At 38.0% G+C, this 24513-nt stretch carries 24 protein-coding genes, 1 pseudogene and 2 riboswitches; of the genes and pseudogenes, 18 read left to right on the forward strand and 7 right to left on the reverse strand.

Translation table 11 applies throughout. From position 1 onward, the window contains the following. Positions 1 to 104 precede the first annotated feature (104 nt). The gene (gene rodA / locus D1953_RS17565; protein ID WP_119118467.1) at positions 105 to 1265 is read left to right on the forward strand and encodes a rod shape-determining protein RodA; all 1161 of its coding nucleotides are present in this window, start codon (positions 105 to 107) and stop codon (positions 1263 to 1265) included. A gap of 147 nt (positions 1266 to 1412) precedes the next feature. Here rodA and D1953_RS17570 read toward each other — a convergent pair whose 3' ends face one another. Continuing rightward, positions 1413 to 1544, reverse strand: coding sequence for a YuzL family protein (locus tag D1953_RS17570; protein WP_182480666.1), 132 nt, complete (start codon positions 1542 to 1544; stop codon positions 1413 to 1415). Between the two features lie 200 nt (positions 1545 to 1744). On the opposite strand from D1953_RS17570, the gene D1953_RS17575 reads away from it, so the two are divergent. The 16 genes from D1953_RS17575 to sufB all read left to right on the forward strand — a co-directional run bounded on the left by D1953_RS17575 (position 1745) and on the right by sufB (position 19339). Then, positions 1745 to 4135, forward strand: a complete 2391-nt coding sequence (locus D1953_RS17575) for a 3-hydroxyacyl-CoA dehydrogenase/enoyl-CoA hydratase family protein (RefSeq protein WP_425454287.1) — start codon at positions 1745 to 1747, stop codon at positions 4133 to 4135. A 60-nt stretch (positions 4136 to 4195) separates the two neighbouring features. After that, positions 4196 to 5374: an acetyl-CoA C-acetyltransferase gene (locus D1953_RS17580; RefSeq protein WP_119118469.1), complete on the forward strand. Its 1179-nt coding sequence runs from the start codon at positions 4196 to 4198 to the stop codon at positions 5372 to 5374. Positions 5375 to 5421: 47 nt separating this feature from the next. After that, entirely contained in the window at positions 5422 to 7206 is a 1785-nt protein-coding gene (locus D1953_RS17585) for an acyl-CoA dehydrogenase family protein (protein WP_119118470.1), read from the forward strand. Positions 7207 to 7327: 121 nt separating this feature from the next. Then, entirely contained in the window at positions 7328 to 7684 is a 357-nt protein-coding gene (locus tag D1953_RS17590) for an arsenate reductase family protein (RefSeq protein ID WP_119118471.1), read from the forward strand. A 99-nt stretch (positions 7685 to 7783) separates the two neighbouring features. Further along, positions 7784 to 8167 carry a glycine cleavage system protein GcvH gene (gene gcvH / locus D1953_RS17595; RefSeq protein WP_119118472.1) on the forward strand — a complete coding sequence of 128 codons (384 nt, stop codon included), beginning with the start codon at positions 7784 to 7786 and terminating at the stop codon, positions 8165 to 8167. A gap of 137 nt (positions 8168 to 8304) precedes the next feature. Continuing rightward, entirely contained in the window at positions 8305 to 8679 is a 375-nt protein-coding gene (locus D1953_RS17600) for a toprim domain-containing protein (RefSeq protein WP_182480667.1), read from the forward strand. Positions 8680 to 8682: 3 nt separating this feature from the next. Next, positions 8683 to 8997 carry a thioredoxin family protein gene (locus D1953_RS17605; RefSeq protein WP_119118474.1) on the forward strand — a complete coding sequence of 105 codons (315 nt, stop codon included), beginning with the start codon at positions 8683 to 8685 and terminating at the stop codon, positions 8995 to 8997. Positions 8998 to 9080: 83 nt separating this feature from the next. Further along, positions 9081 to 9183: riboswitch (SAM riboswitch) on the forward strand. A gap of 100 nt (positions 9184 to 9283) precedes the next feature. Next, positions 9284 to 10588 (forward strand): O-acetylhomoserine aminocarboxypropyltransferase/cysteine synthase family protein, encoded by a 1305-nt coding sequence (locus tag D1953_RS17610; protein ID WP_119118475.1) that lies wholly within the window; start codon positions 9284 to 9286, stop codon positions 10586 to 10588. Positions 10589 to 10713: 125 nt separating this feature from the next. Further along, positions 10714 to 10826: riboswitch (SAM riboswitch) on the forward strand. Positions 10827 to 11034: 208 nt separating this feature from the next. Next, complete coding sequence (locus tag D1953_RS17615; RefSeq protein ID WP_119118476.1) at positions 11035 to 12069, forward strand: methionine ABC transporter ATP-binding protein; 1035 nt, start codon at positions 11035 to 11037, stop codon at positions 12067 to 12069. Continuing rightward, positions 12062 to 12730, forward strand: a complete 669-nt coding sequence (locus tag D1953_RS17620) for a methionine ABC transporter permease (protein WP_119118477.1) — start codon at positions 12062 to 12064, stop codon at positions 12728 to 12730. The genes D1953_RS17615 and D1953_RS17620 overlap by 8 nt, the downstream gene beginning before the upstream one ends. A 15-nt stretch (positions 12731 to 12745) precedes the next feature. Further along, complete coding sequence (locus D1953_RS17625; RefSeq protein WP_119118478.1) at positions 12746 to 13594, forward strand: MetQ/NlpA family ABC transporter substrate-binding protein; 849 nt, start codon at positions 12746 to 12748, stop codon at positions 13592 to 13594. A 535-nt stretch (positions 13595 to 14129) separates the two neighbouring features. Continuing rightward, entirely contained in the window at positions 14130 to 14915 is a 786-nt protein-coding gene (gene sufC, locus D1953_RS17630; protein ID WP_119118479.1) for a Fe-S cluster assembly ATPase SufC, read from the forward strand. 15 nt (positions 14916 to 14930) lie between these two features. Continuing rightward, the gene (gene sufD, locus D1953_RS17635; protein ID WP_119118480.1) at positions 14931 to 16238 is read left to right on the forward strand and encodes a Fe-S cluster assembly protein SufD; all 1308 of its coding nucleotides are present in this window, start codon (positions 14931 to 14933) and stop codon (positions 16236 to 16238) included. Then, entirely contained in the window at positions 16238 to 17467 is a 1230-nt protein-coding gene (locus tag D1953_RS17640; RefSeq protein WP_119118481.1) for a cysteine desulfurase, read from the forward strand. Before sufD ends, D1953_RS17640 begins: the two co-directional genes overlap by 1 nt. Beyond that, complete coding sequence (gene sufU, locus D1953_RS17645) at positions 17457 to 17888, forward strand: Fe-S cluster assembly sulfur transfer protein SufU (RefSeq protein WP_119118482.1); 432 nt, start codon at positions 17457 to 17459, stop codon at positions 17886 to 17888. The genes D1953_RS17640 and sufU overlap by 11 nt, the downstream gene beginning before the upstream one ends. Positions 17889 to 17941: 53 nt before the next feature. After that, positions 17942 to 19339: a Fe-S cluster assembly protein SufB gene (gene sufB, locus D1953_RS17650; RefSeq protein ID WP_119118483.1), complete on the forward strand. Its 1398-nt coding sequence runs from the start codon at positions 17942 to 17944 to the stop codon at positions 19337 to 19339. Between the two features lie 77 nt (positions 19340 to 19416). Here sufB and D1953_RS17655 read toward each other — a convergent pair. Continuing rightward, positions 19417 to 19731: pseudogene (locus tag D1953_RS17655) on the reverse strand (tyrosine-type recombinase/integrase); the annotation flags it as partial. Between the two features lie 268 nt (positions 19732 to 19999). On the opposite strand from D1953_RS17655, the gene D1953_RS17660 reads away from it, so the two are divergent. Further along, positions 20000 to 21097: an L-dopachrome tautomerase-related protein gene (locus D1953_RS17660; protein WP_119118493.1), complete on the forward strand. Its 1098-nt coding sequence runs from the start codon at positions 20000 to 20002 to the stop codon at positions 21095 to 21097. A 153-nt stretch (positions 21098 to 21250) separates the two neighbouring features. On the opposite strand, the gene D1953_RS17665 is transcribed toward D1953_RS17660, so the two are convergent. From D1953_RS17665 to D1953_RS17685, 5 genes are read right to left on the reverse strand one after another with little or no spacing between them, the layout of a single operon-like run. After that, positions 21251 to 21550 (reverse strand): spore coat protein, encoded by a 300-nt coding sequence (locus D1953_RS17665; protein ID WP_119118485.1) that lies wholly within the window; start codon positions 21548 to 21550, stop codon positions 21251 to 21253. 18 nt (positions 21551 to 21568) lie between these two features. Next, entirely contained in the window at positions 21569 to 21763 is a 195-nt protein-coding gene (locus D1953_RS17670; RefSeq protein ID WP_119118486.1) for a hypothetical protein, read from the reverse strand. Positions 21764 to 21780: 17 nt separating this feature from the next. Continuing rightward, entirely contained in the window at positions 21781 to 22917 is a 1137-nt protein-coding gene (locus D1953_RS17675; RefSeq protein WP_119118487.1) for a zinc-dependent alcohol dehydrogenase, read from the reverse strand. 18 nt (positions 22918 to 22935) lie between these two features. After that, positions 22936 to 23304: a spore coat protein gene (locus tag D1953_RS17680; protein ID WP_119118488.1), complete on the reverse strand. Its 369-nt coding sequence runs from the start codon at positions 23302 to 23304 to the stop codon at positions 22936 to 22938. Positions 23305 to 23320: 16 nt separating this feature from the next. Further along, positions 23321 to 23566, reverse strand: coding sequence for a spore gernimation protein GerQ (locus D1953_RS17685; RefSeq protein ID WP_119118489.1), 246 nt, complete (start codon positions 23564 to 23566; stop codon positions 23321 to 23323). Positions 23567 to 24513 lie beyond the last annotated feature (947 nt).

Genomic DNA, 24513 nt, shown 5'->3' on the forward strand with positions numbered 1-24513 from the left:
TTCTTCTTCGATATAGTTGTGATTTTTAATGTATAAAGTATAATGAGTAAGTGTGTTATTTTACTTTATATCTACAGTAAGATCCTTGCTAGGGGAGAGTTAGTATGCAGGAACAAAATAATTTTTCATCGCGTATAGATTTTGGGTTAGTTACCATTTTATTGTTACTGTGTATTACAAGCTGTGTAGCCATTTATAGTGCACAATCAACAGGGCAGTATTCGAGTAACTTTTTACTGAAACAAATTGTTTCTTATATGGTTGGAGTCGGGATTGTTTTAGGAGTCATTACATTAGACTCTGATCAATTAAAGAAAATATCTTGGTATGCATACGGCTTTGGGCTGTTTGTACTCCTAATGCTCGTCATTATGCCAGAAAGCATTGTCCCTCGAATTAATGGAGCAAGAAGTTGGTTTAAATTCCCAGGGTTTGGTACGATTCAGCCTTCGGAATTTATGAAGGTATTCCTCATTTTGGCGCTTGCAAATGTCATTCACACACATCATTTGAAAAATTCGTTGAAAACGATTGAAACGGATTTATGGCTGCTCGGTAAATTAATTTTAGTTACTATGGCGCCGTTACTCCTCATTATGCAACAGCCGGATTTAGGAACCTCTCTTGTACTATGTGCTATTTTGGCAGGGATGATTTTTATTTCAGGGATATCGTGGAAAATATTGCTGCCGATTGTTTCAACAGCGGTTCTGCTTATTTCTACCATTTTTTATTTTATTTTATGGCAGCCTGATTTAATTAAGAAATATTTAGGTGTTAAAGAGTATCAGTTTGGACGTATCTATTCTTGGTTGGATCCGTATAACTATTCAAGTGCTGAAGGGTTTCATTTAATTAAATCGTTACTTGCAATTGGTTCAGGTCAAACATTTGGAAAAGGACTTGGCTCACGCGAGGTATATTTACCCGAAAGTCAAACCGATTTTATTTTCAGCGTTATTGGTGAAGAATATGGTTTTATCGGTTCTAGTATTGTGATTAGCTTATTTTTCCTATTGGTGTATCATATTACGAAAACAGGGATGGAAACGAAAAATAACTTCTATACGTACATTTGTGTCGGTGTAATTAGTATGCTGACGTTCCATGTATTCCAAAATATTGGGATGACAATCGGTGTTATGCCAATTACAGGGATTCCGCTGCCCTTTATTAGCTACGGAGGTAGTTCATTGATGGGGAATATGATGGCGATGGGTTTAATCTTCAGTATTCGTTATCATCATAAAAAATATATGTTCTAAAAAAAGTCGACAAAGGTCGACTTTTTTTAGTTTAGGTTCTATCCAACAATATTTTTGATCAAACGGTAAGGGCTAAAAATCAACACAAAGCCTTTAGTTTACATAAAGACTTGCAATGCATTTTAAAGCTGCATCATTCACGCTACCTTATTTTTTAAATTGGTTATTTTGGCTGTTTACTTTATTTTTTCCATGACGATTTTCTACGCCAGGTCCAGCATCGCCTTTGACGCTTGCTGCACTAACAGCAGCTTTCGATGGTTGATGTTTCTGTTTCATAATTGTTGTCACCTCCAGTAATCACTTCTTTTATGTTTTCTAATTCGTGTGAAAATAATCAAAAAATAAATTGAAAAATTAACTGTTTAATCATTGAAAAAATTACATAAATATCCTATTATTAAAAGTAACAAAAGATTTTCACTTTTTTTGCTTGAAAAATGAATGAGTATTCATTCAATACACTGCGTAAGGGGGATATGAGCTTGGTGCGACAAATACGAAAGGCTGCTGTTTTAGGATCAGGAGTTATGGGATCAGGGATTGCAGCACATCTCGCTAACATCGGCATTCCGACTTTATTATTAGACATGGTTCCTCGGGAACTCACAGAGGATGAGAAGAGAAAAGGGCTAACGCTTGAAGATAAATCCGTTCGAAATCGTATCAGTCAAACGGCGCTTTCAAAGCTATTAAAGCAAAAGCCAGCACCGTTAACATCCAAAAAAAATCTAGCACTCATTGAGAGTGGAAATTTTGAGGATGATTTAGAACGGTTAAAAGATGTTGATTGGGTCATTGAGGTCGTTATAGAGAATTTAGCAGTGAAAAAGAGCATATTTGAAAAAGTGGATCAGTTTCGGAAACCAGGCAGTATCGTTTCCTCGAATACATCGGGTATTTCTATTGAGGCAATGGCAGAGGGACGTTCGGAAGATTTCCAAAAGCATTTTCTTGGCACGCATTTTTTTAACCCTCCGCGTTATTTGAAGTTATTAGAAATTATACCAACGAAGGCAACCGATTCCGCAGTATTTGCTTTTATGAAGGAATTTGGTGAAAATGTGCTTGGTAAAGGTGTTGTTGAAGCGAGGGATACACCGAACTTTATTGCAAATCGTATTGGCACATACGGCTTACTCGTGACTGTTCGTGAAATGTTAAAAGGTGGCTACAGTGTAGGAGAAGTGGATTCTATTACAGGTCCGCTCATCGGTCGACCAAAGAGTGCGACATTCCGCACGCTTGATGTCGTTGGGCTGGATACCTTTGTGCATGTTGCCAAGAACGTTTATGACCAGGTAGAGGGTGATGAACAAGAAATCTTTCGTACACCAGATTTTATGCAGAAAATGCTTGAAAAAGGTTGGATAGGGAGCAAATCAGGGCAAGGGTTTTTTCTGAAAAAAGGTAAGGAAATTCTGGAGTTGAATCCTGAAACATTACAGTATGAAGAAAGAAAAAAATTACAAGCACCATCCATTGAGATGGCAAAGCAAATAAAAGGGTTTGCTAATAAAATGAAAGCGCTTGTATATAGCGAAGATCGTGCAGGTCAACTGCTATGGAATATAGTCATGCCAACGCTTGTTTATTCTGCTCAACTACTTGGTGAAATTGCTGAAACAATTGTAGATTTAGATCGGGCAATGAAATGGGGATTTGGCTGGTCAGCTGGGCCGTTTGAAATATGGGATGCGATTGGGATAGCGCAGTCTGTAGCTCGTTTAGAACAAGAAGGAATCGCTGTACCGCAATGGATAAAAGATTTTGTAGCTGCTGGACATGAAACTTTTTATAAGGAAGAGAACGGTGTTGTTTCTTATTACGACAACGGCAACTATAAACAAGTAATTATAAATCCAAGGGTCATTCATTTACAGACTATAAAAAAGCAAAAAGGGGTTATTAAGAAGAATAGTGGAGCAAGCTTAATAGATATTGGCGATGGTGTCATTTTACTTGAATTTACTTCACCGAACAATGCGATTGGTCTAGACATTGTACAAATGATTAATGCCGCTGTAGATGAAGCGGAAGCGAATTATAAAGGGTTAGTGATTGGAAACCAAGGCAAAAACTTCTGCGTTGGAGCCAATATTGCGATGATGTTAATGGAAGCCCAAGATGACAATATTTTTGAATTAGACTTCGTCATCAGGCAATTTCAAAATGCAATGCTCAAAATTAAATATAGTGCTGTTCCAGTAGTAGTTGCACCATTCAATATGACACTTGGCGGGGGAGCGGAAGTATCATTACCGGCTGCTAGAATTCAAGCCACAACGGAAACGTATATTGGTCTTGTTGAGGCAGGCGTCGGTTTAATTCCTGGCGGTGGCGGAACGAAAGAGCTGTATATGAAAGCGTTAAAAGGGCTTCCAAAAGGAGTGTCTGTGGATATTCAACAAGTTGCTAATAAAGTGTTTGAAACAGTGGCGATGGCGAAGGTTTCTACGTCTGCAGCAGAAGCTCATGAAACGAACTTCTTAAACTTTGCCGATGGTATTAGTGTCAATCCGGATCATCAATTATACGATGCTAAACAAGTTGTCCTTTCTCTGTATGAACAAGGCTATACACCGCCTGTTCGTGAAAAAGTTCCGGTAGTTGGCGAAAGCGGCTATGCAACGCTATTGCTTGGTGCAGAAGCGATGCGACTGTCTGGCTATTTGTCTGAACATGACATGGTGATTGCTAAGGAACTTGCTTATGTATTATCAGGAGGAAAACTGCCATTTGGAACGGAAGTCGATGAGCAATATTTATTAAATTTAGAAAGAGAAGCATTTTTACGATTAATTTCCATGCCGAAATCTCAGCAAAGAATGCAGCATATGCTTATTAAAGGGAAGCCGTTACGTAACTAATAGAACGATAAGGATAGTTTGATAGAGCAGCAGTTTAATATGGATAGGGGGATCTTCTGCATGAGAGAAGCGGTTATAGTAGCTGGAGCGCGGACTCCGGTAGGAAAAGCGAAGAAAGGTTCTCTTGCGACTGTACGACCGGATGATTTAGGGGCTCTTGTTGTGAAAGAAACATTAAAACGTGCCGGAAATTATGAAGGCAATATTGATGACTTAATTATGGGCTGTGCCATGCCTGAAGCAGAGCAAGGTTTAAATATGGCTAGAAATATTGGAGCATTGGCAGGTTTGCCGCATACAGTTCCAGCCATTACGATTAATCGTTATTGTTCAAGCGGTTTGCAAAGTATTGCTTATGGAGCGGAACGAATTATGCTGGGGCAAAGCGACACCATTCTTGCAGGCGGATCGGAGTCGATGAGTATGGTTCCGATGACTGGCCATGTTATGCGTCCTAACGCAAGGCTAGCAGAAACGGCTCCACAATATTATATGGGGATGGGACATACCGCGGAGGAAGTAGCGAAGAAGTATGGTATTTCCCGCAAAGATCAAGATGAATTTGCAGTACGCAGTCATCAAAAAGCGGCTAAAGCGATTGCAGCAGGTAAATTTGTTGATGAAATTGTGCCCGTAGATGTAACGGTGCGTTCAGTAGGTTCAGATTTGAAACTAAAAGAAACGTCCTTTCGTTTTACGGAAGATGAAGGAGTGCGAGCAAATACAACGGCTGAAGTACTAGGAAAGCTACGCCCAGCTTTTTCAGTGACAGGAACTGTAACCGCTGGGAACGCGTCACAAACAAGTGATGGTGCTGCAGCAGTGATGGTCATGGATCGTGAAAAATCTAACTCTTTAGGTTTAAAGCCGATTGGTAAGTTCCGTTCTTTTGCCGTTGCAGGTGTTCCGCCTGAAGTGATGGGAATCGGACCAATCGCAGCCATTCCTAAAGCGTTAAAATTAGCAGGCCTTGAATTATCGGATATCGGTCTGTTTGAGATAAATGAAGCGTTTGCTTCCCAATCGATTCAAATTATTCGTGAGCTTGGATTAAATGAAGAGATTGTAAATGTGAACGGCGGAGCGATTGCCCTAGGACATCCGCTTGGCTGCACAGGAGCGAAGTTGACTTTATCGTTGCTTCATGAAATGAAACGACGCAATGAACAATTTGGAATTGTAACGATGTGTATTGGCGGCGGTATGGGAGCTGCTGGTGTGTTTGAATTACTAGCTTAATCAAGTGGAAGCTGTAAACGATGAATCACTAAATAGGGGGTAATCGGATGTCTAATCAAACAGAAAAGTTAATCAAAGGCGGCGGGTTTTTAGTTGAAGAAATTTCTTGTGAGCGTGTATTCACACCAGAAGATTTCACCGATGAGCAATTAATGATTGCAAAAACAACGGAAGACTTTTTAGTGAATGAAGTGCTCCCACAAGTAGAACACTTAGAGAATCATGAATTTGATCGCTCTGTAAAACTATTAAAGCAAGCAGGTGAGCTTGGATTACTAGGGGCTGATGTTCCGGAAGAGTACGGTGGGCTAGGGCTTGATAAAATCAGCTCAGCTTTAATCGCTGAGAAGCTAGCACCAGCGGGTGGTTTCGGTATTTCTCATGGTGCACATGTTGGCATTGGTTCTTTGCCAATTGTTTTATTCGGGAATGAAGAGCAAAAACAAAAATATCTTCCACTGCTTGCTACAGGTGAGAAGTTAGCTGCTTATGCTTTAACAGAGCCAAGTTCAGGATCAGATGCACTGGGAGCAAAAACGACGGCAAAGTTGAATGTGGAAGGCACCCACTATATTTTGAATGGCGAGAAGCAATGGATTACCAATGCGGGCTTTGCTGATGTATTCGTTGTCTATGCCAAAGTTGATGGTGAGAAATTTACGGCTTTCATTGTAGAACGTAATTATCCGGGCGTATCGACAGGTGTGGAAGAAAAGAAAATGGGGATTAAAAGCTCATCTACTCGTACATTAATTTTAGAGGATGCACAAGTTCCAGTGGAAAATCTACTTGGCGAAATTGGCAGAGGACACATCATTGCCTTTAATATTTTGAATATTGGCCGTTATAAATTAGGAGTAGGCGTGGTAGGCGGAGCGAAGTCAGCCTTTGAAACGACAGTGGCGTATACAAATCAACGTCAGCAATTTAAGACTCGTCTTTCTTCTTTTAATTTAACGAAAGAAAAGCTTTCAACAATGGCTTCTAAAATCTATGCAGCTGAAAGCTCTGTATATCGTACAGTTGGATTGTTTGAGCAGCGAATGGGTCAGCTTACAGATGAACAAATAAAGGATGGTAAAGCTGTAGCAGGTTCTATTGCAGAGTATGCGATTGAATGCTCGATGAATAAATTTTTTGCATCGGAAGTATTAGATTATGTGGTGGATGAAGGGGTTCAACTACATGGCGGTTATGGATTTATGCAAGAATATTCAATCGAAAGAGCGTATCGTGATTCGCGCATTAACCGTATTTTTGAAGGAACAAACGAAATTAATCGTTTGATTGTACCTGGTACATTTTTGAAAAAGGCGTTAAAAGGCGAGCTGCCGCTTCTTCAAAAAGCACAAAGCTTGCAAGAAGAGCTTATGATGCTCATGCCGGAAGAAATTGGTGATGAACCATTAGCGCAAGAAAAAGCCTTGGTGCGAAATGCGAAGAAAATGGGTATTTTAGCAGCAGGATTAGCAGCTCAAAAGTTCGGTGCAAAGCTTGAGCAAGAGCAAGAGCTGCTCGTTAATATTGCGGATATTGCCTCGCTTGCTTATGCAGCAGAGTCTGTTGTTCTTCGTACAGAAAAAGCCATTGCTAAAACAGGAGTAGAAAAGAATCAACAAAAGTTGCTATACACACAAATTTTTGTGCAAGAAGCCTTTAATCAAATCGAACAGCATGCAAAAGAAACACTAATTGCAGTCGAAACAGGAGACACATTGCGAATTTTCCTTGCCTCACTTCGTAAATTGACTCGTCACACCCCAACGAATGTTATTGCGAAGAAACGCGAGGCTTCCGTTAAACTAATCGAAGCAGAGAAATATGTGGTGTAAACGCTCTTTAACGAGTAGAAGAAGAGAATATCATGACAGGTATTCTCTTTTTTGCTGTACAGAGGTAAAAGGTTTGTAAACAAAGGAAAAAACAGTTATTCTATCTCTAGGAGGTGAAATAATGAGCTTAACATTTTATTGGTACCCAAAATGCGGCACATGTCGCAATGCGAAAAAATGGCTCGATAGTCATCAACTTCAATATGAAACCATCCACATTGTCGAAAATCCTCCTTCTAGAGCTACAATTGAAACACTTTATAAGAAAAGTGGCCTTGAGTTAAAGAAATTTTTTAACACAAGCGGGCAGAAATATCGTGAGTTAGGTTTAAAGGATCGTCTAAAGGATGCTACTGAAACAGAGATGCTAGATATTTTAGCGACAGATGGGATGTTATTGAAGCGACCAATTGTAACAGATGGCGATAAAGTAACAGTCGGGTTTAAAGAAGATCAATTTGAACAAACATGGAAATAAGAATTTTTATTGGAAAATTCTTAATTATAAACAATCATATTGTATAATCTATCTTATAATAGAAAAGATTAACTAATACATAGTATGGAGGGAATTAAGATGACAACACCGAAAGAATTGCGTTACTCTGAAGAACATGAGTGGGTAAAAGTAGAAGGCGGCAACGCTCGCATTGGTATTACACACTTCGCTCAATCTGAATTAGGGGATATCGTATTTGTGGAGCTTCCTGAAGTTGGAACTGAATTAAAAGCAGACGAGCCATTTGGTAGTGTAGAATCTGTAAAAACGGTTTCTGAATTATATGCACCAGTTAGCGGAAAAGTAGTTGAGGTGAACGAGGAACTTAGCGATAGTCCAGAGTATGTAAACGAATCACCATATGAAAAAGCATGGATGATTGTAATCGAACCATCTGATAGCAGCGAAATCGAAAAATTGATGACAGCTGAACAATATGAGGAAATGATAAACGAAGGTTAATTACAAGGAGAGGAGGCTTATATTGGCCTGCTCTCTTTTTTAAAACAAGGTTTTGTTAAATATATAGTGTGAACACTACTTGTTTCAGAGAGATATTCCGTATACTTTTAACTCATTTATTATAACTCGTGGGGAGGATGATTACCGTGGAATGGAGAGAATCCGATAAAGTAATCATTGTCGAAGGAAGTTCTGATAAGAAAAGAGTTCAGCTTGTATTAAATGAAGAAGTTGAAGTTGTTTGTACAAATGGAACGATTTCACAAGTCAAGCTTGACGAGTTCGTAGAAGAATTTGAAGACCGCGATGTATATATTTTCTTTGATGCAGATCAATCCGGAGAAAAGCTTCGAAAACAATTTAAGCGAGAATTACCAGAGGCAAGGCATATGTATATTAATAAAATGTATAAGGAAGTGGCAAGTGCGCCTTTACATCATCTCGCCTCTGTTTTACTAGCTGCTAATATAGATGTAAAAGTACAATTTTTAGAACAAAGGGTGAATGAATAGTATATGCAAGATTGGACAGAGACTGATGTACAAGCAGCCGCTAGGGAAGGTGACACATTTTGTGTCTATGCCTATACGCCGATGTGCGGAACATGTCAGGTTGCTTCTAAAATGCTCACTGTTGCATTAGAGCTTGTTCCGCAATTGACGATTGGAAAGATGAATGTGAATTTTTTTCCGAGTATTGCGAAGCATTGTGAAATAGAGAGCGTACCATGTTTATTACTATATAAAGAGGGGAAACTGATTCAGAAGATTTATGCTTTTCAATCTGTTCCTTATCTATACACGACTCTTAAGGAATTTTTAGATAATTAAAAATAGTCTATCAATATTTATTGACGGACGATTATTAAAAGTGGTAAATTGACTGTAGTGAATTTTACACGACAATCGAATAACACTTATCGAGAGAGGCGGAGGGACTGGCCCGACGAAGCCCGGCAACCGGTATAATCTACACGGTGCTAATTCCAGCAGAGTATTCGCTCTGAAAGATAAGAAGAGTATATCGCCTCTTCTTAGGAAGGGGCTTTTGTTTTTGGGTAGCTCCTTCGTAGAAACATAAAGAGTTATAGTAAAAAGAAGAAGGGGAGAATAAAAAATGGCAGATAAAAATTATCGTTTTGAAACATTAAGTATTCATGGGGGATTGCAAGTTGATGAAACAGGGGCACGTTCATTGCCGGTTTATCAAAGCAATGCTTACTTATTCAAAGATACAGAGCATGCCGCTAATTTATTTGGATTAAAAGAAACAGGCTATATTTATACAAGACTTCATAATCCAACAGTTAGTGTGTTTGAAGAACGAGTAGCTCTTTTAGAAGGCGGAATAGGTGCTTTGGCTACTTCAAGCGGAATGGCTGCTATTACATTAGCGATTTTGAATATTGCTGGTGCAGGCGATGAAATTATCTCCTCTTCAACTATTTATGGTGGAACATACAATTTATTTGCTAATACACTTCCTAAATACGGAATCAAAGTGAAGTTTGTCGAGCCAAATAATCTAGAGAAATTTAAAGAATCGATTACACCTAGAACAAAGGCAATTTATGGAGAAACAATCGGAAATCCAAGCCTAAATGTATTAGATATTGAAGCGCTTGCTGACATTGCACATGAAGCTGGGATCCCATTAATTGTTGATAATACATTTGCAACTCCATACTTATGCCGACCAATTGAATTTGGGGCAGATATTGTTGTGCATTCCGCAACAAAGTGGTTGATAGGAAATGGAACAACAATTGGTGGGATTATTGTAGATGGAGGTAAATTTGATTGGAATTCACCGAACTTCCCTGGATTTACGGAGCCTGATCCGAGTTATGATAATTTAGTATTTGCCGAGGCGCTTGGGGAGGCCGCATTTATTGTGAAAGCTCGTGTTCAATTGCTTCGTGATTTTGGTGCAACGTTAAGTGCACAAAGTGCTTTTCAATTTACATTAGGGCTTGAAACATTACATGTAAGAATGAAAGAGCATCTTGCTAATACAAAAGTGATTATTGACTATTTAGAACAACATCCGGCCGTTGAGTGGATTTCATATCCAGGTAAGGAAGACCATCCGGATAAAGCATTAGCTAATAAATATTTGCCTAAAGGGGCAGGTTCGATTATTACATTTGGTATTAAAGGCGGCCGAGAAGCTGGAGCGGCATTAATTAATTCTGTTCAACTATGGTCACATGTTGCGAATGTTGGAGATGCGAAGAGCTTAATTATCCATCCAGCTAGTACAACACATCAACAATTGAGTGATGTTGACTTACTGAAAGCAGGCGTAAGCGCAGACTTAGTTCGTTTATCTGTCGGCATTGAAAATGTAGAAGATTTAATTGATGATTTGAATCAAGCAATTGAAAAAGCGACAGATGCGGCAGCGAAAGAAGTTAAATAAAACAGAATAATCGGAAATGATTGACTTTTCTAAGATAATTGCACTCCCTATGTATCTGTGATAAAATCACAAACATAATTATAGATGAACTTAATCTATGTACGATTTAATTATACAGGATGTTACTCTTATCAAGAGCGGTGGAGGGATTGTGCCCGATGAAGCCCGGCAACCGGCAAAGTACTCGCTTTGAAAAGGTGCCAATTCACACAAAGTGTTACGCTTTGAAAGATGAGAGGAAGGATTAGTTTTTCCTGCCTCTCTGCTCATGTAGAGAGGTTTTTCTATTAAGGGTATATAAATCATTACATAGGAGAGTTTACTATCTTAATAGGTTTTATCTATTTTAGCGGGATGAACAGTCTCTATATTGTCGGGAGTGACAACTCGTTAAAGCAACTACCTTCAATGATATAGTTCGTTGATTGGATATAGAGGTGAGTGCAGTGATTTCTTTGTCAAAAGTCAACAAGTATTTCCGCTCAGGGACTGCGAAAAACGAGACCATTAAAGCGGTTAATAATGTAAATTTAACGATAAACAAAAGTGAAATTTTCGGTATAATTGGCTATAGCGGAGCTGGAAAAAGTACACTGATCCGCATGTTAAATGGCCTAGAAACTCCTACAGAAGGTTCGGTTGTTGTAGCTGGTAAGGAAATTTCTAAAATTAAAGGTGCTGAGCTTCGCAAAGCACGTCAAGAAATCAGTATGATTTTCCAGCATTTTAATTTATTATGGTCAAGAACAGTTCAAGAAAATATTGCCTTTCCGCTTGAAATTGCGGGTGTTCCAGCTAAAAAACGAGCAGAACGTGTAAATGAACTGATTAAACTTGTTGGGTTAGAAGGTCGTGAAAAAGCCTATCCTTCTCAACTAAGCGGGGGACAAAAGCAACGAGTCGGCATTGCGCGAGCGCTTGCAAATAATCCGAAAGTATTGTTATGTGATGAGGCGACTTCAGCTTTAGATCCTCAGACGACGGACGCCATTTTAGATTTACTTGTCGATATTAATCAGCGTTTAGGGTTAACGATTGTACTGATTACACATGAAATGCACGTTATTCGTAAAATTTGTCATCGTGTCGCTGTAATGGAAAGTGGACAAGTTGTTGAGCAAGGCCCAGTCCTTGAAGTGTTTAAAAACCCAACGGCTCCGATTACAAAGCGTTTTGTTCAGCAAGTAACAGAGCCAGAGGAAACAAGAGAAACGATTGAGAATTTGCTAGAACGTTTCCCAAAAGGAAAAGTCATTCAGCTTACTTTCGTTGGGGAAGATGTAGAAAGTCCTCTGATTACAAAGTTAGTTCGTAATTTTGAATTAGATGTTAATATTGTCCAAGGGAAAATTTCGCAAACGCGAAATGGCTCTTATGGAACACTATTTATTCATATTGATGGAAGTAATGAAGAAATTCTTCGCGCTATTCAATTTATAGAAGAGCAGCAAGTAGGCGTGGAGGTGATGACGCATGCTTGAAGAATTATTGCCAAATATAAATTGGGAAACGATGATTGAAGCAACAAATGAAACGTTATATATGACAGCGATTTCTGTTGCGGCCACTTTCTTTTTAGGAATCATACTGGGATTAGTTTTGTTCCTAACAGGGAAGGATAATTTATGGGAAAACCGATTCATCAATTGGATCATCAGTGCTTTTGTTAATATTTTCCGGTCTATCCCGTTCATCATTTTAATTGTGTTATTGATTCCATTTACGAAAGCGATTGTCGGAACGATGATTGGAGAAAATGCAGCATTGCCTGCATTGATTATTGGTGCTGCACCGTTTTATGCACGAATGGTTGAAATTGGTCTTCGTGAAATTGATAAAGGGGTTATTGAAGCTGCAAGATCGATGGGAGCCAAAACGAGTACAATTATATGGAAAGTATTGCTTCCAGAATCTATGCCCGCGCTTGTTTCCGGAATTACTGTTACATCGATTGCTTTAGTCGGTTATACGGCGATGGCTGGAGTAATTGGGGCTGGAGGGCTGGGAAATTTAGCTTATTTAGAAGGGTTCCAGCGTAACCAAAATGACGTAACACTAGTAGCAACAATCATTATTTTAATAATTGTCTTCATTATTCAAATGATTGGAGACTTTATTACATCAAAATTAGATAAAAGATAAAAGGGGATGAACAGAATGAAAAAGTTTTTAGGGTTTGCTTTAATTTTAGTTTTATCAATCGCCCTAGCTGCTTGCGGCAATGATAAAAAAGATAATCAAGACGAAAAAGCCGCAGATAATGCAGAGGAAAAAACAACGCTAAAAGTTGGCGCATCTAATACGCCGCATGCTGTTATTCTTGAAGAAGCAAAGCCGCTTCTTAAAGAAAAAGGTATTGATTTAGAAATCGTTCCATTCCAAGATTATGTATTACCGAACAAATCATTAGCAGAGGGAGAATTGGATGCTAACTACTTCCAACACATTCCTTACTTAGAATCACAAATTGCTGAAAACGGCTATGATTTCGTGAATGCGGGCGGTATCCATATTGAACCAATCGCGATTTATTCTAAAAAGCACAAAAGCTTATCTGACCTTCCAAAAGGTGCAACACTTATTATGAGCAGCTCAGTAGCTGACCATGGCCGTGCGCTTTCTTTACTTGAAGCAAATGGTTTAATTAAATTAAAAGAAGGTATTGATAAAACAAAAGCAACAGTTGAAGATATTGTAGAGAACAAGCGCGATATTAAATTTGAAGCGAAATACGAAGCTTCTCTTCTTCCAGAAATTTATGCAAATGGAGAAGGCGACGCTGTATTAATCAATTCTAACTATGCTATTGATGCTGGTTTAAATCCTCTTGAGGATTCAATTGCTATTGAAGATTCAAAATCACCATACGTAAACGTTATTGCAGTGAATAAGAAAGATGAAAACAACGAAGCGATTAAAACATTAGTAGAAGTTTTACGCTCAAAAGAAATTCAAGATTTCATCACGAAAGAATTTAAAGGCGCGGTTGTACCTGTAAGTGAATAAGTAATGAAGAAGGGCGACTTGTTAATAGGCAAGTCGTCTTTTTCAAGTGTTTCTAGGGTGGTTAAAAGTTAATAAGTACTATTTTACTCCGATTAACTGAAAAAGGTCTTTCAACGATAGTTCTTGAAGGGTAAAATGGTAAGTGTTGAGTTTAGATACATATGGCAATACTATTTAAAAGGCTTTGGTTTTGCTCAACGTGCGATGTTGAATGACATCATCCAACCATTAACAGCGTTCTACACGGAGACTTCAATGTTAACTATTAATGTGATAACGAATGTTTTCTCGTATAATAATATGTTGTAAACAAAAGATAGTAGGGGCCAATGTTTGATTTTATGTTTACATATTTGTTGATGGAATAATGAAATAAGTAGTAAAGTAAGGTGTGATATAAATCACTTATAATGGTTGCACACTAATTAAATTTGTTATAAAATTAGAATGAGAATAAAATGAGAATACATGTTAGGAAAATAAAAACACATTATTTTCTAAAATAAAATAGGGATTAGTTCACGGAGGTATAATTATGTCAGGTTCTACTTTAACGATTAAAGATCTTCATGTATCAATTGAAGGTAAAGAAATTTTAAAAGGGGTTAACCTTGAAGTAAAAGGCGGAGAAATCCATGCAATCATGGGACCGAATGGTACTGGTAAATCTACTCTTTCTTCAGCGATTATGGGTCACCCTAAATATGAAGTAACAAGCGGAAGCATTACTCTTGATGGTGAAGATGTATTAGAAATGGAAGTAGATGAGCGTGCTAAAGCTGGTCTTTTCCTTGCTATGCAATACCCAAGTGAAATTAGCGGAGTGACAAATGCTGATTTCCTACGTTCGGCCATTAATGCACGTCGTGAAGAAGGCGATGAAATTTCTTTAATGAAGTTCATTCGTAAAATGGATGAAAAAATGGAATTCTTAGAAATGAACGAAGATATGGCACAACGTTATTTAAACGAAGGATTCTCAGGTGGAGAAAAGAAACGTAATGAAATTCTTCAATTGATGATGATTGAACCAAAAATTGCAATCTTGGATGAAATTGATTCTGGTCTTGATATCGATGCTCTTAAAGTTGTATCAAAAGGAATTAATGAAATGCGCGGCGAAGATTTCGGTTGCCTTATGATTACACACTATCAACGTTTATTAAACTACATTACTCCTGATTACGTTCACGTAATGATGCAAGGTCGAGTTGTGAAATCTGGTGGTCCAGAATTAGCTGCACGTTTAGAAGCAGAAGGATATGACTGGATTAAACAAGAATTAGGTATTGAAGACGAAACTGTCGGCGAAGAAGCATAAGTAGGAGGATTTGTCATGACTACAGAAACGAAATTACCGTTTGAAAAAGAGGATATTAACTCTCTTTCAACTCAAAATAATGAACCAGCTTGGCTAACTGAGCTTCGTGTTCAAGCGTTTTCTGACTTAGAAAACCTACCGATGCCAAAGCCAGACAAAACAAAGATTGATAAGTGGAACTTTACCGCTTTCCGTAAGCACTCAATCGAGAGTGAAGTTTTTACATCATTAGATGAGCTTCCAGAACAAGTGAAATCGATTGTAGCTATTGAAGAAAAGCGTAACTTATATATTCAACGTAATAATACACCGGCTTATACAAGTCTTTCAGCTGAGTTGAAAGAACAAGGTGTTATTTTTACAGATATTCTAACAGCGGCTCGCGATCATGCAGAGCTTGTGCAGCAATATTTTATGAAAGACGGCGTGAAAGTGAATGAGCATCGCTTAACAGCTCTTCACGCAGCATTGTTAAACGGAGGAGCTTTCTTATACGTTCCAAAAAACGTAGAAGTAAAAGAGCCAATTCAAGCGATTTTCCTAGTCGATAATGCTGATGCAACACTTTTCAATCATGTATTAATCGTGGCAGAAGATAACAGTTCTGTAACGTATGTAGAAAACTATTTCTCCAATGTGGAAACAACAGATGGTATCGCAAACATCGTAACAGAGGTCATTGCCAACGCAAATGCGAAAGTAACATACGGTGCAGTAGACACATTAGATAAAGGGTATACAACATATGTGAACCGTCGTGGTGTAGCTGGGCGCGATGCTCGTATTGAGTGGGCACTTGGGCTAATGAATGATGGGGACACAATTTCCGATAATACAACGTATCTAATGGGCGATGGTTCTTCAGGTGACACGAAAACAGTTGTTGTTGGTCGTGGAGAACAAAAACAAAACTTTACTACGCAAGTGATTCATCACGGCTTACGTTCCGATGGACAAATTCTAAAGCACGGAGTTATGAAAGATAGTGCTTCTAGTATTTTCAACGGAATCGGAAAAATTGAGCACGGTGCAACGAAAGCAAATGCTGAACAAGAATCACGCGTGCTTATGTTAAGTGAAAAAGCTCGTGGAGATGCGAACCCAATTCTTCTTATTGATGAAGATGATGTTACAGCAGGACACGCAGCATCTGTAGGTCGCGTAGATCCATTGCAACTTTATTATTTAATGAGCCGTGGTATTTCCAGACAAGAAGCAGAACGTTTAGTTATTCACGGATTCTTGGCCCCTGTTGTTAACGAACTTCCAATCGAAGGTGTGAAAAAACAACTTGTTGAGGTCATTGAAAGGAAAGTTAAGTAATGAACCCATACGAAATTCGTAAGCTTTTCCCTATATTAAATCAAGAAGTGAACGGTCAGCCATTAGTATATTTAGATAGTGCTGCGACATCGCAAAAACCGGCTGTAGTTATCGAGGCGATTGAACAATATTATCGCGGGTACAATTCGAACGTACATCGTGGAGTGCATACACTTGGAACAAAAGCTACGGATGCGTATGAAGGAGCTCGTGAAAAGGTTCGTAAATTCATTAATGCTTCCTCTATTGAAGAGATTATCTTCACTAGAGGAACAACCACTTCTTTAAATACGGTAGCAAGAAGCTATGGTCTGGCTAATGTACAAGAAGGTGATGAAATTGTCATCTCATATATGGAGCATCATAGTAATATTATTCCTTGGCAGCAAGTTGCGAAACAAACAGGTGCTGTGTTGAAATATATTCCACTTCAAGAAGATGGTACAATTTCACTGGATGATGTACGAGCAACGGTAACGAATGCAACAAAAATCGTATCTGTTATGCATGTGTCAAACGTTCTTGGCACAATCAATCCTGTTAAAGAAATTGCGGCGATTGCTCATGAGCACGGAGCCATTATGGTTGTGGATGGGGCACAAAGCACACCGCATTTAAAAGTGGATGTGCAGGACCTTGACTGTGATTTCTTCGCTTTATCTGGTCATAAAATGGCTGCACCAACTGGTATTGGAGCGCTTTACGGTAAAAAAGAATTATTAGAAAACATGGAGCCGATTGAATTTGGCGGCGAAATGATTGATTTTGTAGGTTTATATGAATCAACATGGAAAGAGCTTCCGTGGAAATTCGAGGGTGGTACTCCGATTATTGCTGGAGCAATTGGCTTAGGAGCGGCTATTGATTTCCTAGAGGAAATTGGGTTAGACAATATTGAACGTCATGAGCATCATTTAGCTGCATATGCAATGGAAAAAATGTCGACGATTGAAGGTTTGACAATCTACGGTCCGAAAGATTCGGCAAAACGTGCAGGTGTTATTACATTCAACTTAGAGGATGTACATCCGCATGATGTAGCGACAGTTCTAGATGCAGATGGAATTGCCGTACGTGCAGGTCATCATTGTGCTCAACCATTAATGAAATGGTTAGATGTTTCAGCGACAGCACGAGCAAGTTTCTACCTATATAACACGGAAGAAGACATTGATAAGTTAGTTTCATCACTTATCAAAACAAAGGAGTATTTTAGTAATGTCTTTTAATAACTTAGATACACTTTACCGACAAGTCATTATGGATCATTATAAAAAACCGCGTAATAAAGGTATTCTTGAAGACGGCAGCCTGACAGTTGATATGAATAACCCAACTTGTGGAGACCGAATTCGTTTAATGATGAAGGTTGAGGAGGATAAAGTGGTTGACGTGAAGTTTGAAGGAGAAGGATGCTCTATTTCGATGAGTTCAGCATCCATGATGACAGAAGCAATTAAAGGAAAAGATATTAAAACGGCAATGAAGTTGTCACATATTTTTTCTGAAATGATTCAAGGCAAAGAATACGATGAAGAAGATTTGGACCTTGGAGATATTGAAGCACTTCAAGGTGTATCGAAATTTCCAGCACGTATTAAGTGTGCGACATTAGCTTGGAAAGCGATGGAAAAAGGACTTCAGGAATAAACAATCAAAATGCTGATTCACATTCAGCACTTTGAAAAGGAGGAATACGAGCTATGGCAAAGAAAATGCCTGAGATCGGTGATTATAAATATGGCTTTGCGGATAGAGACGTCTCGATTTTCCGTTCAAAGCGTGGCTTAACAAAAGAAATCGTGGAAGAAATTTCACGCATGAAGGAAGAGCCGCAATGGATGCTCGACTTCCGTTTAAAATCATTAGAACACTTCTATAATATGCCAATGCCTCAATGGGGTGGAGATTTAGCAAGTTTAAACTTCGATGAGATTACGTATTATGTAAAACCATCTGAGAAATCAGAGAAATCATGGGATGAAGTACCGGATGAAATTAAACAAACGTTTGATAAACTAGGAATCCCTGAAGCGGAGCAAAAATATTTAGCAGGTGTGTCTGCTCAATATGAATCAGAAGTTGTGTATCACAATATGAAAGAAGATTTGGAAGACTTAGGAATTGTCTTCAAAGATACGGACTCTGCTTTAAAAGAGAATGAAGATATTTTCCGTGAGCATTGGGCGAAAGTCATTCCACCGACAGACAATAAATTTGCAGCTTTAAACTCTGCTGTATGGTCTGGTGGCTCATTCATCTATGTACCAAAAGGTGTAAAAGTAGATACGCCATTACAAGCGTATTTCCGTATTAACTCTGAAAACATGGGACAATTCGAGCGTACGTTAATTATTGTTGACGAAGACGCACATGTTCATTATGTAGAAGGATGTACAGCTCCCGTTTATACAACGAACTCTCTTCATAGTGCGGTTGTTGAAATCATCATTAAACGTGGTGCATATTGCCGTTATACAACGATTCAAAACTGGGCGAACAACGTCTTTAACTTAGTTACAAAACGTGCAGTATGTGAAGAAAATGCAACAATGGAATGGATTGATGGTAACATCGGTTCTAAATTAACGATGAAATACCCAGCTGTTATCTTAAAAGGTGAAGGCGCACGTGGGATGACATTATCTATTGCCATTGCTGGTAAAGGACAACATCAAGATGCTGGTGCTAAAATGATTCACCTTGCACCAAATACATCTTCTACAATTGTATCTAAATCGATTGCAAAACACGGCGGAAAAGTAACGTATCGTGGAATCGTACAATTTGGACGTAAAGCGGATGGAGCGCGTGCTAATATCGAGTGTGATACATTAATTATGGATAATCAGTCTACTTCTGATACGATTCCATACAATGAAATTTTGAATGATAACATTTCATTAGAGCATGAAGCGAAAGTATCTAAAGTATCAGAAGAGCAATTGTTCTACTTAATGAGCCGTGGAATTTCTGAGCAAGAAGCAACAGAAATGATCGTTATGGGCTTCATTGAACCATTTACAAAAGAACTTCCAATGGAATATGCCGTAGAAATGAACCGTTTAATCAAGTTCGAGATGGAAGGTTCTATCGGTTAATGAATAAGAAACCTTTGTATATCAAGGGTTTGAGTAATTGTTATAAAATGTAAAATTGGTGACGTGCCGATTTGATTTTATCTTTTAGTGTAGGAGGCGAACTTTTGAAGTTCGTCTTCTTCTATTTTTTCAGTTATATCCAGATACGTATCCGCTGTTGTTTTAATGGTTTTATGTCCTAATCGATTAGATACATATTTCAGACTTGCACCGGATTCAAGAAGTAGAACAGCGTGTGTATGTCTAAACACGTGAGTGCCATTATATTCTACACCAGCTTTTTTACAGTATTTTTGAATCATTTCACGAACAATATAAGGTGTTAAATAATGACCATGATAATTTTGAAAAATGATATTATCTTCATTTTTACTGAATTTTTTATTTCCTAAATTTGAAAAGTAAACTTTCCAAATTTTTATTTGTAACAGCTTAACGTTGATTCGGGAATATTGAACTTCGCTACCTGCTAATTGAAATCTAATTCATCTGGAGACCTTTAAATTAAAATGTTTTCTTTCTTCTGACAGACTTATTAAATTTCGAAAACAATCAATTCAATCATCTTTTCGTATAGAAAAACTTATTAAGAAACATGCACTAGAAAAAACATAAATCATATATAGGAGATATCCCGTTTGAATGCTTGAGGAGGATATTATGAAACCTATGTTACCTAGTGAAAAATATTTCGGTAATTTAGAACTAGTTTATTCATTTTATGGAGCTATGCCTACAGGTGTGAGTGTGTCGGAAACCGGTCGCATTTTCATTTGCTTTCCGAAATGGGGAGATGTCGTTAAATTTACCGTGGCTGAAATTGTTGGGGGTCAATTGCAACCTTATCCTAGTTACGAAACTAATTTGTTTGACCCAGGGAATATCACAATGTCTTTCATCAGTGTCCAAAGTGTAGTCGCGGATGGTAGGGGAACACTTTGGGTATTAGATACTGCGGCACCGAATTTTTCTGAACCAATAAAAGGAGGGGCAAAACTAGTTGCTGTTGATCTAAAAACTAATACAATAAGAAAAGTATATACCTTTACAGAAGATGTTGTCCTTTCCACAACTTATCTGAATGATGTCCGATTTGATTTTCGTGTTGGAAAAGCTGGGTATGCCTATATAACAGATTCTTCTTCAAGAGGACCAGGCGCTATTATCGTCGTAGATTTATCAAATGGAAACGCGTTTAGACGGTTAAATGGGGCGAATTCAACTTCACCCGATCCCTATTTTTTACCAAAAGTAGAAGGTCAAATTTTAATGAATCGAAACAAAGACGGTTCAACTTCTCCATTTAGATTGGCCTCTGATAGTCTTGCGATTTCTCCCGATGGAAAGATATTATTTTTTGCTCCACTAACCAGTCGTCATTTGTTCTCGATTTCAACAGAAGCCCTGAGAGACAGAACGATACCGGACATGGATTTACCCTATCATGTGGAGTATTGGGGAGAAAAAGGTGCGTCTGATGGAATGATCACCGATGCAAAGGGAACTGTTTATGCTGGAGATTATGAAAATAACAGTATCCGTAAGATATTTCCAAATGGCATAATGGAAACTATCGCACATGATCCGAGAATTTTGTGGCCGGATACTTTTTCAATTGGTCCGGATCAATACTTGTATGTCATTGTGAACCAATTACATCGACAGCCTAGATTTCATTATGGAAAAGACTTACGACAGAAACCTTATAGTTTACTTCGTATCAAAATTGATGAGTTTCCTGCTCCGACCTTTTCATAATAAAAATAGTCAATTAATTGTTTTTATTATATAGTGTAAAACAAACACGAGTAAGCAAGAAGTATTAACTTTATTTACTTCTGCCAAATAAACTCAAAATGGTTTAATAGGAACAGTTTGTTTGGTAAGTGTTAAACTGTTCCTGAAAATTTTTTACAATGTCGGTAAGTTCAATGCTGTATTGATATTATTTAAATCCAAACTAATCTGTTCGTTTGTATCCCAAGCATGGTACCATCCTTTTTCCGTCATATATGTGGATATTTGTTCGTGCATATCAAGAGCTTCCACTAAATGGCGAGTGAGCATTTCTTTAATTTCCGGTGTTCCTGCCTCCGTAACTGCCATGGCATAATTTCTAATTCCACTTTTTGCTGAAATGAGTAGATCCATTGCAACTACTTGATCCGATAGTGCGTCCATGCCAGTTAAAGTTTCAATGATTGGATTCATGTTCATTCATCTCCTAATTTACTGCTTAGCGTTGGAAAGGATAGAAGCATATTCTTGTAATTGTCTCGTAGATATATCAATGTCTTGCTGCATAATATCTTTTAATAGCTGATCTGTAACTAACCCTTTCATCGTTTTGGATTTAGTTAAACAAGTGGTCTTAAATGCAGCCATCTCATGGACCTCAAGAACTTCATGTAAGGCGTATTTCATTTTGTATACCTCCTTCCTCAAGGTTTCAACACGACTTTTATACAATCATCCATTTTTGTGTCAAAAATCTCATAGCCACGCTTTGCTTCACTTAGTGGAAGTACATGACTTACGACATCTCCTGGATCAATTTTTCCGGTCGAAACTAATTCAAACATATATGGCATATAGTGGATGACAGGTGCTTGACCGGAGCGGATATTGATATTTCGCTGCATAATATCTCCAAGAGGGAAACCATTATATCTGCCGCCGTAAACGCCAGTAACTTGAATTGTCCCGCCTTTACGCACTGCTTGTGAAGCCATGATAAACGCACTTAATGCTCCCCCTTGAAGCTTCATTCCGCTTGCAAGGAACTCCATATCAGTCATTTTACCGTCCATACCAACTGCATCAATGACAACATCAGCGCCGCCTTTGGTGATTTCTTTCAGGTAACTTCCTACATTCTTATGGTCCTCAAAGTTAACAATTTCTACTTTGTTGGTGCGCTTTGCGTGCTGCAGGCGATAATTGACATAATCTACGGCAATGACACGCTTGGCTCCTTTTAACCAACAGAATTTTTGAGCAAAAAGACCAACCGGACCACAGCCAAGAACAATAACTGTATCTCCATCCTTTACACCTGCATTGTCAACACTCCAAAAACCAGTAGTCATCGCATCGGCAATAACTGCTAACTTTTCATCTGGTTCTTCACAAGTCTCTGGAATTTTGAAATGAGTAAAGTTGGCAAATGGCACTCTTAAATATTCAGCTTGCCCACCTGGATAGCCACCCGTCGTACCAGAATATCCGAAATAGGCACCCATATCACCATTATCATTTGAATTATCACATTGGCTTTCCAAATGGTTTTTACAGTAATGGCATTCACCGCATGCTATATTAAAGGGAATAATGACTCGATCTCCCTTTTTTAGCTTAGTCATACCTGGACCAACTTCTTCGACAATTCCCATTGGTTCATGACCAATAACATAGTTTTCTTGCAGGTTAGGAATCATGCCATGAATTAAATGTAAATCAGATCCACATATAGCTGTACTCGTTACTTTAATAATCATGTCATCTGGTTTTTCAATCTTTGGATCTGGAACTTCTTTGACTACAACATTTTTAATACCTTGATACGTTACTGCCTTCATTGGTTACAGCCTCCAGTGTTAGTGATCATCAGGTGTCCGGTCAAACATACCTTTTCTATTGGTCTCAACAGGGAATAGATTCATTTTGCCAATCATCAATGTATTGTTGGCAGAGAGTTGATCTAGTTTATACTGTTCACTTAGTTCGTATGGATGGAACCATTTTTTATTAATCATTAGTTCTGTAATTTCTTGGTGCATAGCAATACCTTGCATTAACTGGTTTCGTAAGAGGGTTCTAACATCAGGTGATGCAGACTCCGTTAATGCAACAGCAATATTTCGCACACCTTCTTTGGCACGAAGAAGTAAATCCATCGCAAATGTGGTATCTGCTAGCTCTGGTACGTGTAGCGAGTTTATAGGGTCTAAATAGTCATTGTTCAATGAATTCGCCTCCTTTTTAATTTATTATTGGTGTTGGCCGGTTTTGAGGAACTGGAGCTTCAAAAGGTGCGCGTTGATAAATTGCCTGTAATTCTCCAAGCGCTTGCATGGATTGTTCGACATCTTTTTGCATTAATGCTCTCAAATCCTGATCAAATACCAGTCCTTGCATTAGTTTTGATTTCGCTAAGCATAGGGTTTTAAAATTAATAACTTCATGTAGATCCAATGACTCATGATCGGCTAATTTTTGAATATCCATCTGGGTTCCCTCCTTTTTGACTAACTATACAAATACAAAGTTATTATTCCAAATATACAATGAATCATTCTTTAATAGTTTTTTAAGAGGTAGGAAAAACGCTGATTAAATGGCTGGATTAATCATAATGTAGTGAAAATTCATTCATAAGGTAGCGCTAATAAATATTCGATATATTTTGATTAAAAGGGCATAGAGTTAACCTATACAACTCAGGAAAAGAAAATGAAAACTTCAAGCTGTATCTATTTAAAAGTGTCTATTATGGGGGTCCTGTCGACAAAACGGGTATATTATACGCTAAAACATTTTTGTGAAGGAAAAGCCCTGATTTTTCTATGCTAGGCAGAAAAATCAGGGCTTTTTATGTTCTGAGTGTTTTATATCCAAACGACCGTTTTCGGTGCTTATTAACAGAAAATCAGTAGGATATTTAAGTTAATGTAGAGAAAAAATTGTGAATAATTAAAACAAATATGCAGATTTAATCATTCTTCAAATGTTCCTATATTCTTTTTGACCCTTATTGTCGATTAACAACCGCCATCTAAGAGAAATCGTATTTATTATTGAAGATACGTCTTATAACAGACATTGTAAATGTAACTAATAGGAAAGAAAAAGAGAAAGAATAAAAAGCAGTTGTCCAATTCCCTCCATTTTTATATTTAATAAGGCGTGTATTTTTTCTAACCACAGCTCAGCAATAGTCATAGGTATGCTGAAATACAGAACTTTTAAAAGGCACTGAATAATGCGGGAATCCCACTGCTTCAGCTGTGGGAGCAGTCAAAACCAGATTATCGACCAATGATGCATAGCAACTTTTTATAAAGAAAACAAGGAGCCAGTTCTTGCAAGTGGTTTTTTTATTAAGTATATAAAAGAACTAATACCAAAGAAATTCCTCCTCTATAGCGATAGGTAAGTCTTTGAAGCTATCTCTA

This window comes from Peribacillus asahii, assembly GCF_003570725.1.
Lineage (GTDB): Bacteria > Bacillota > Bacilli > Bacillales > DSM-1321 > Peribacillus > Peribacillus asahii.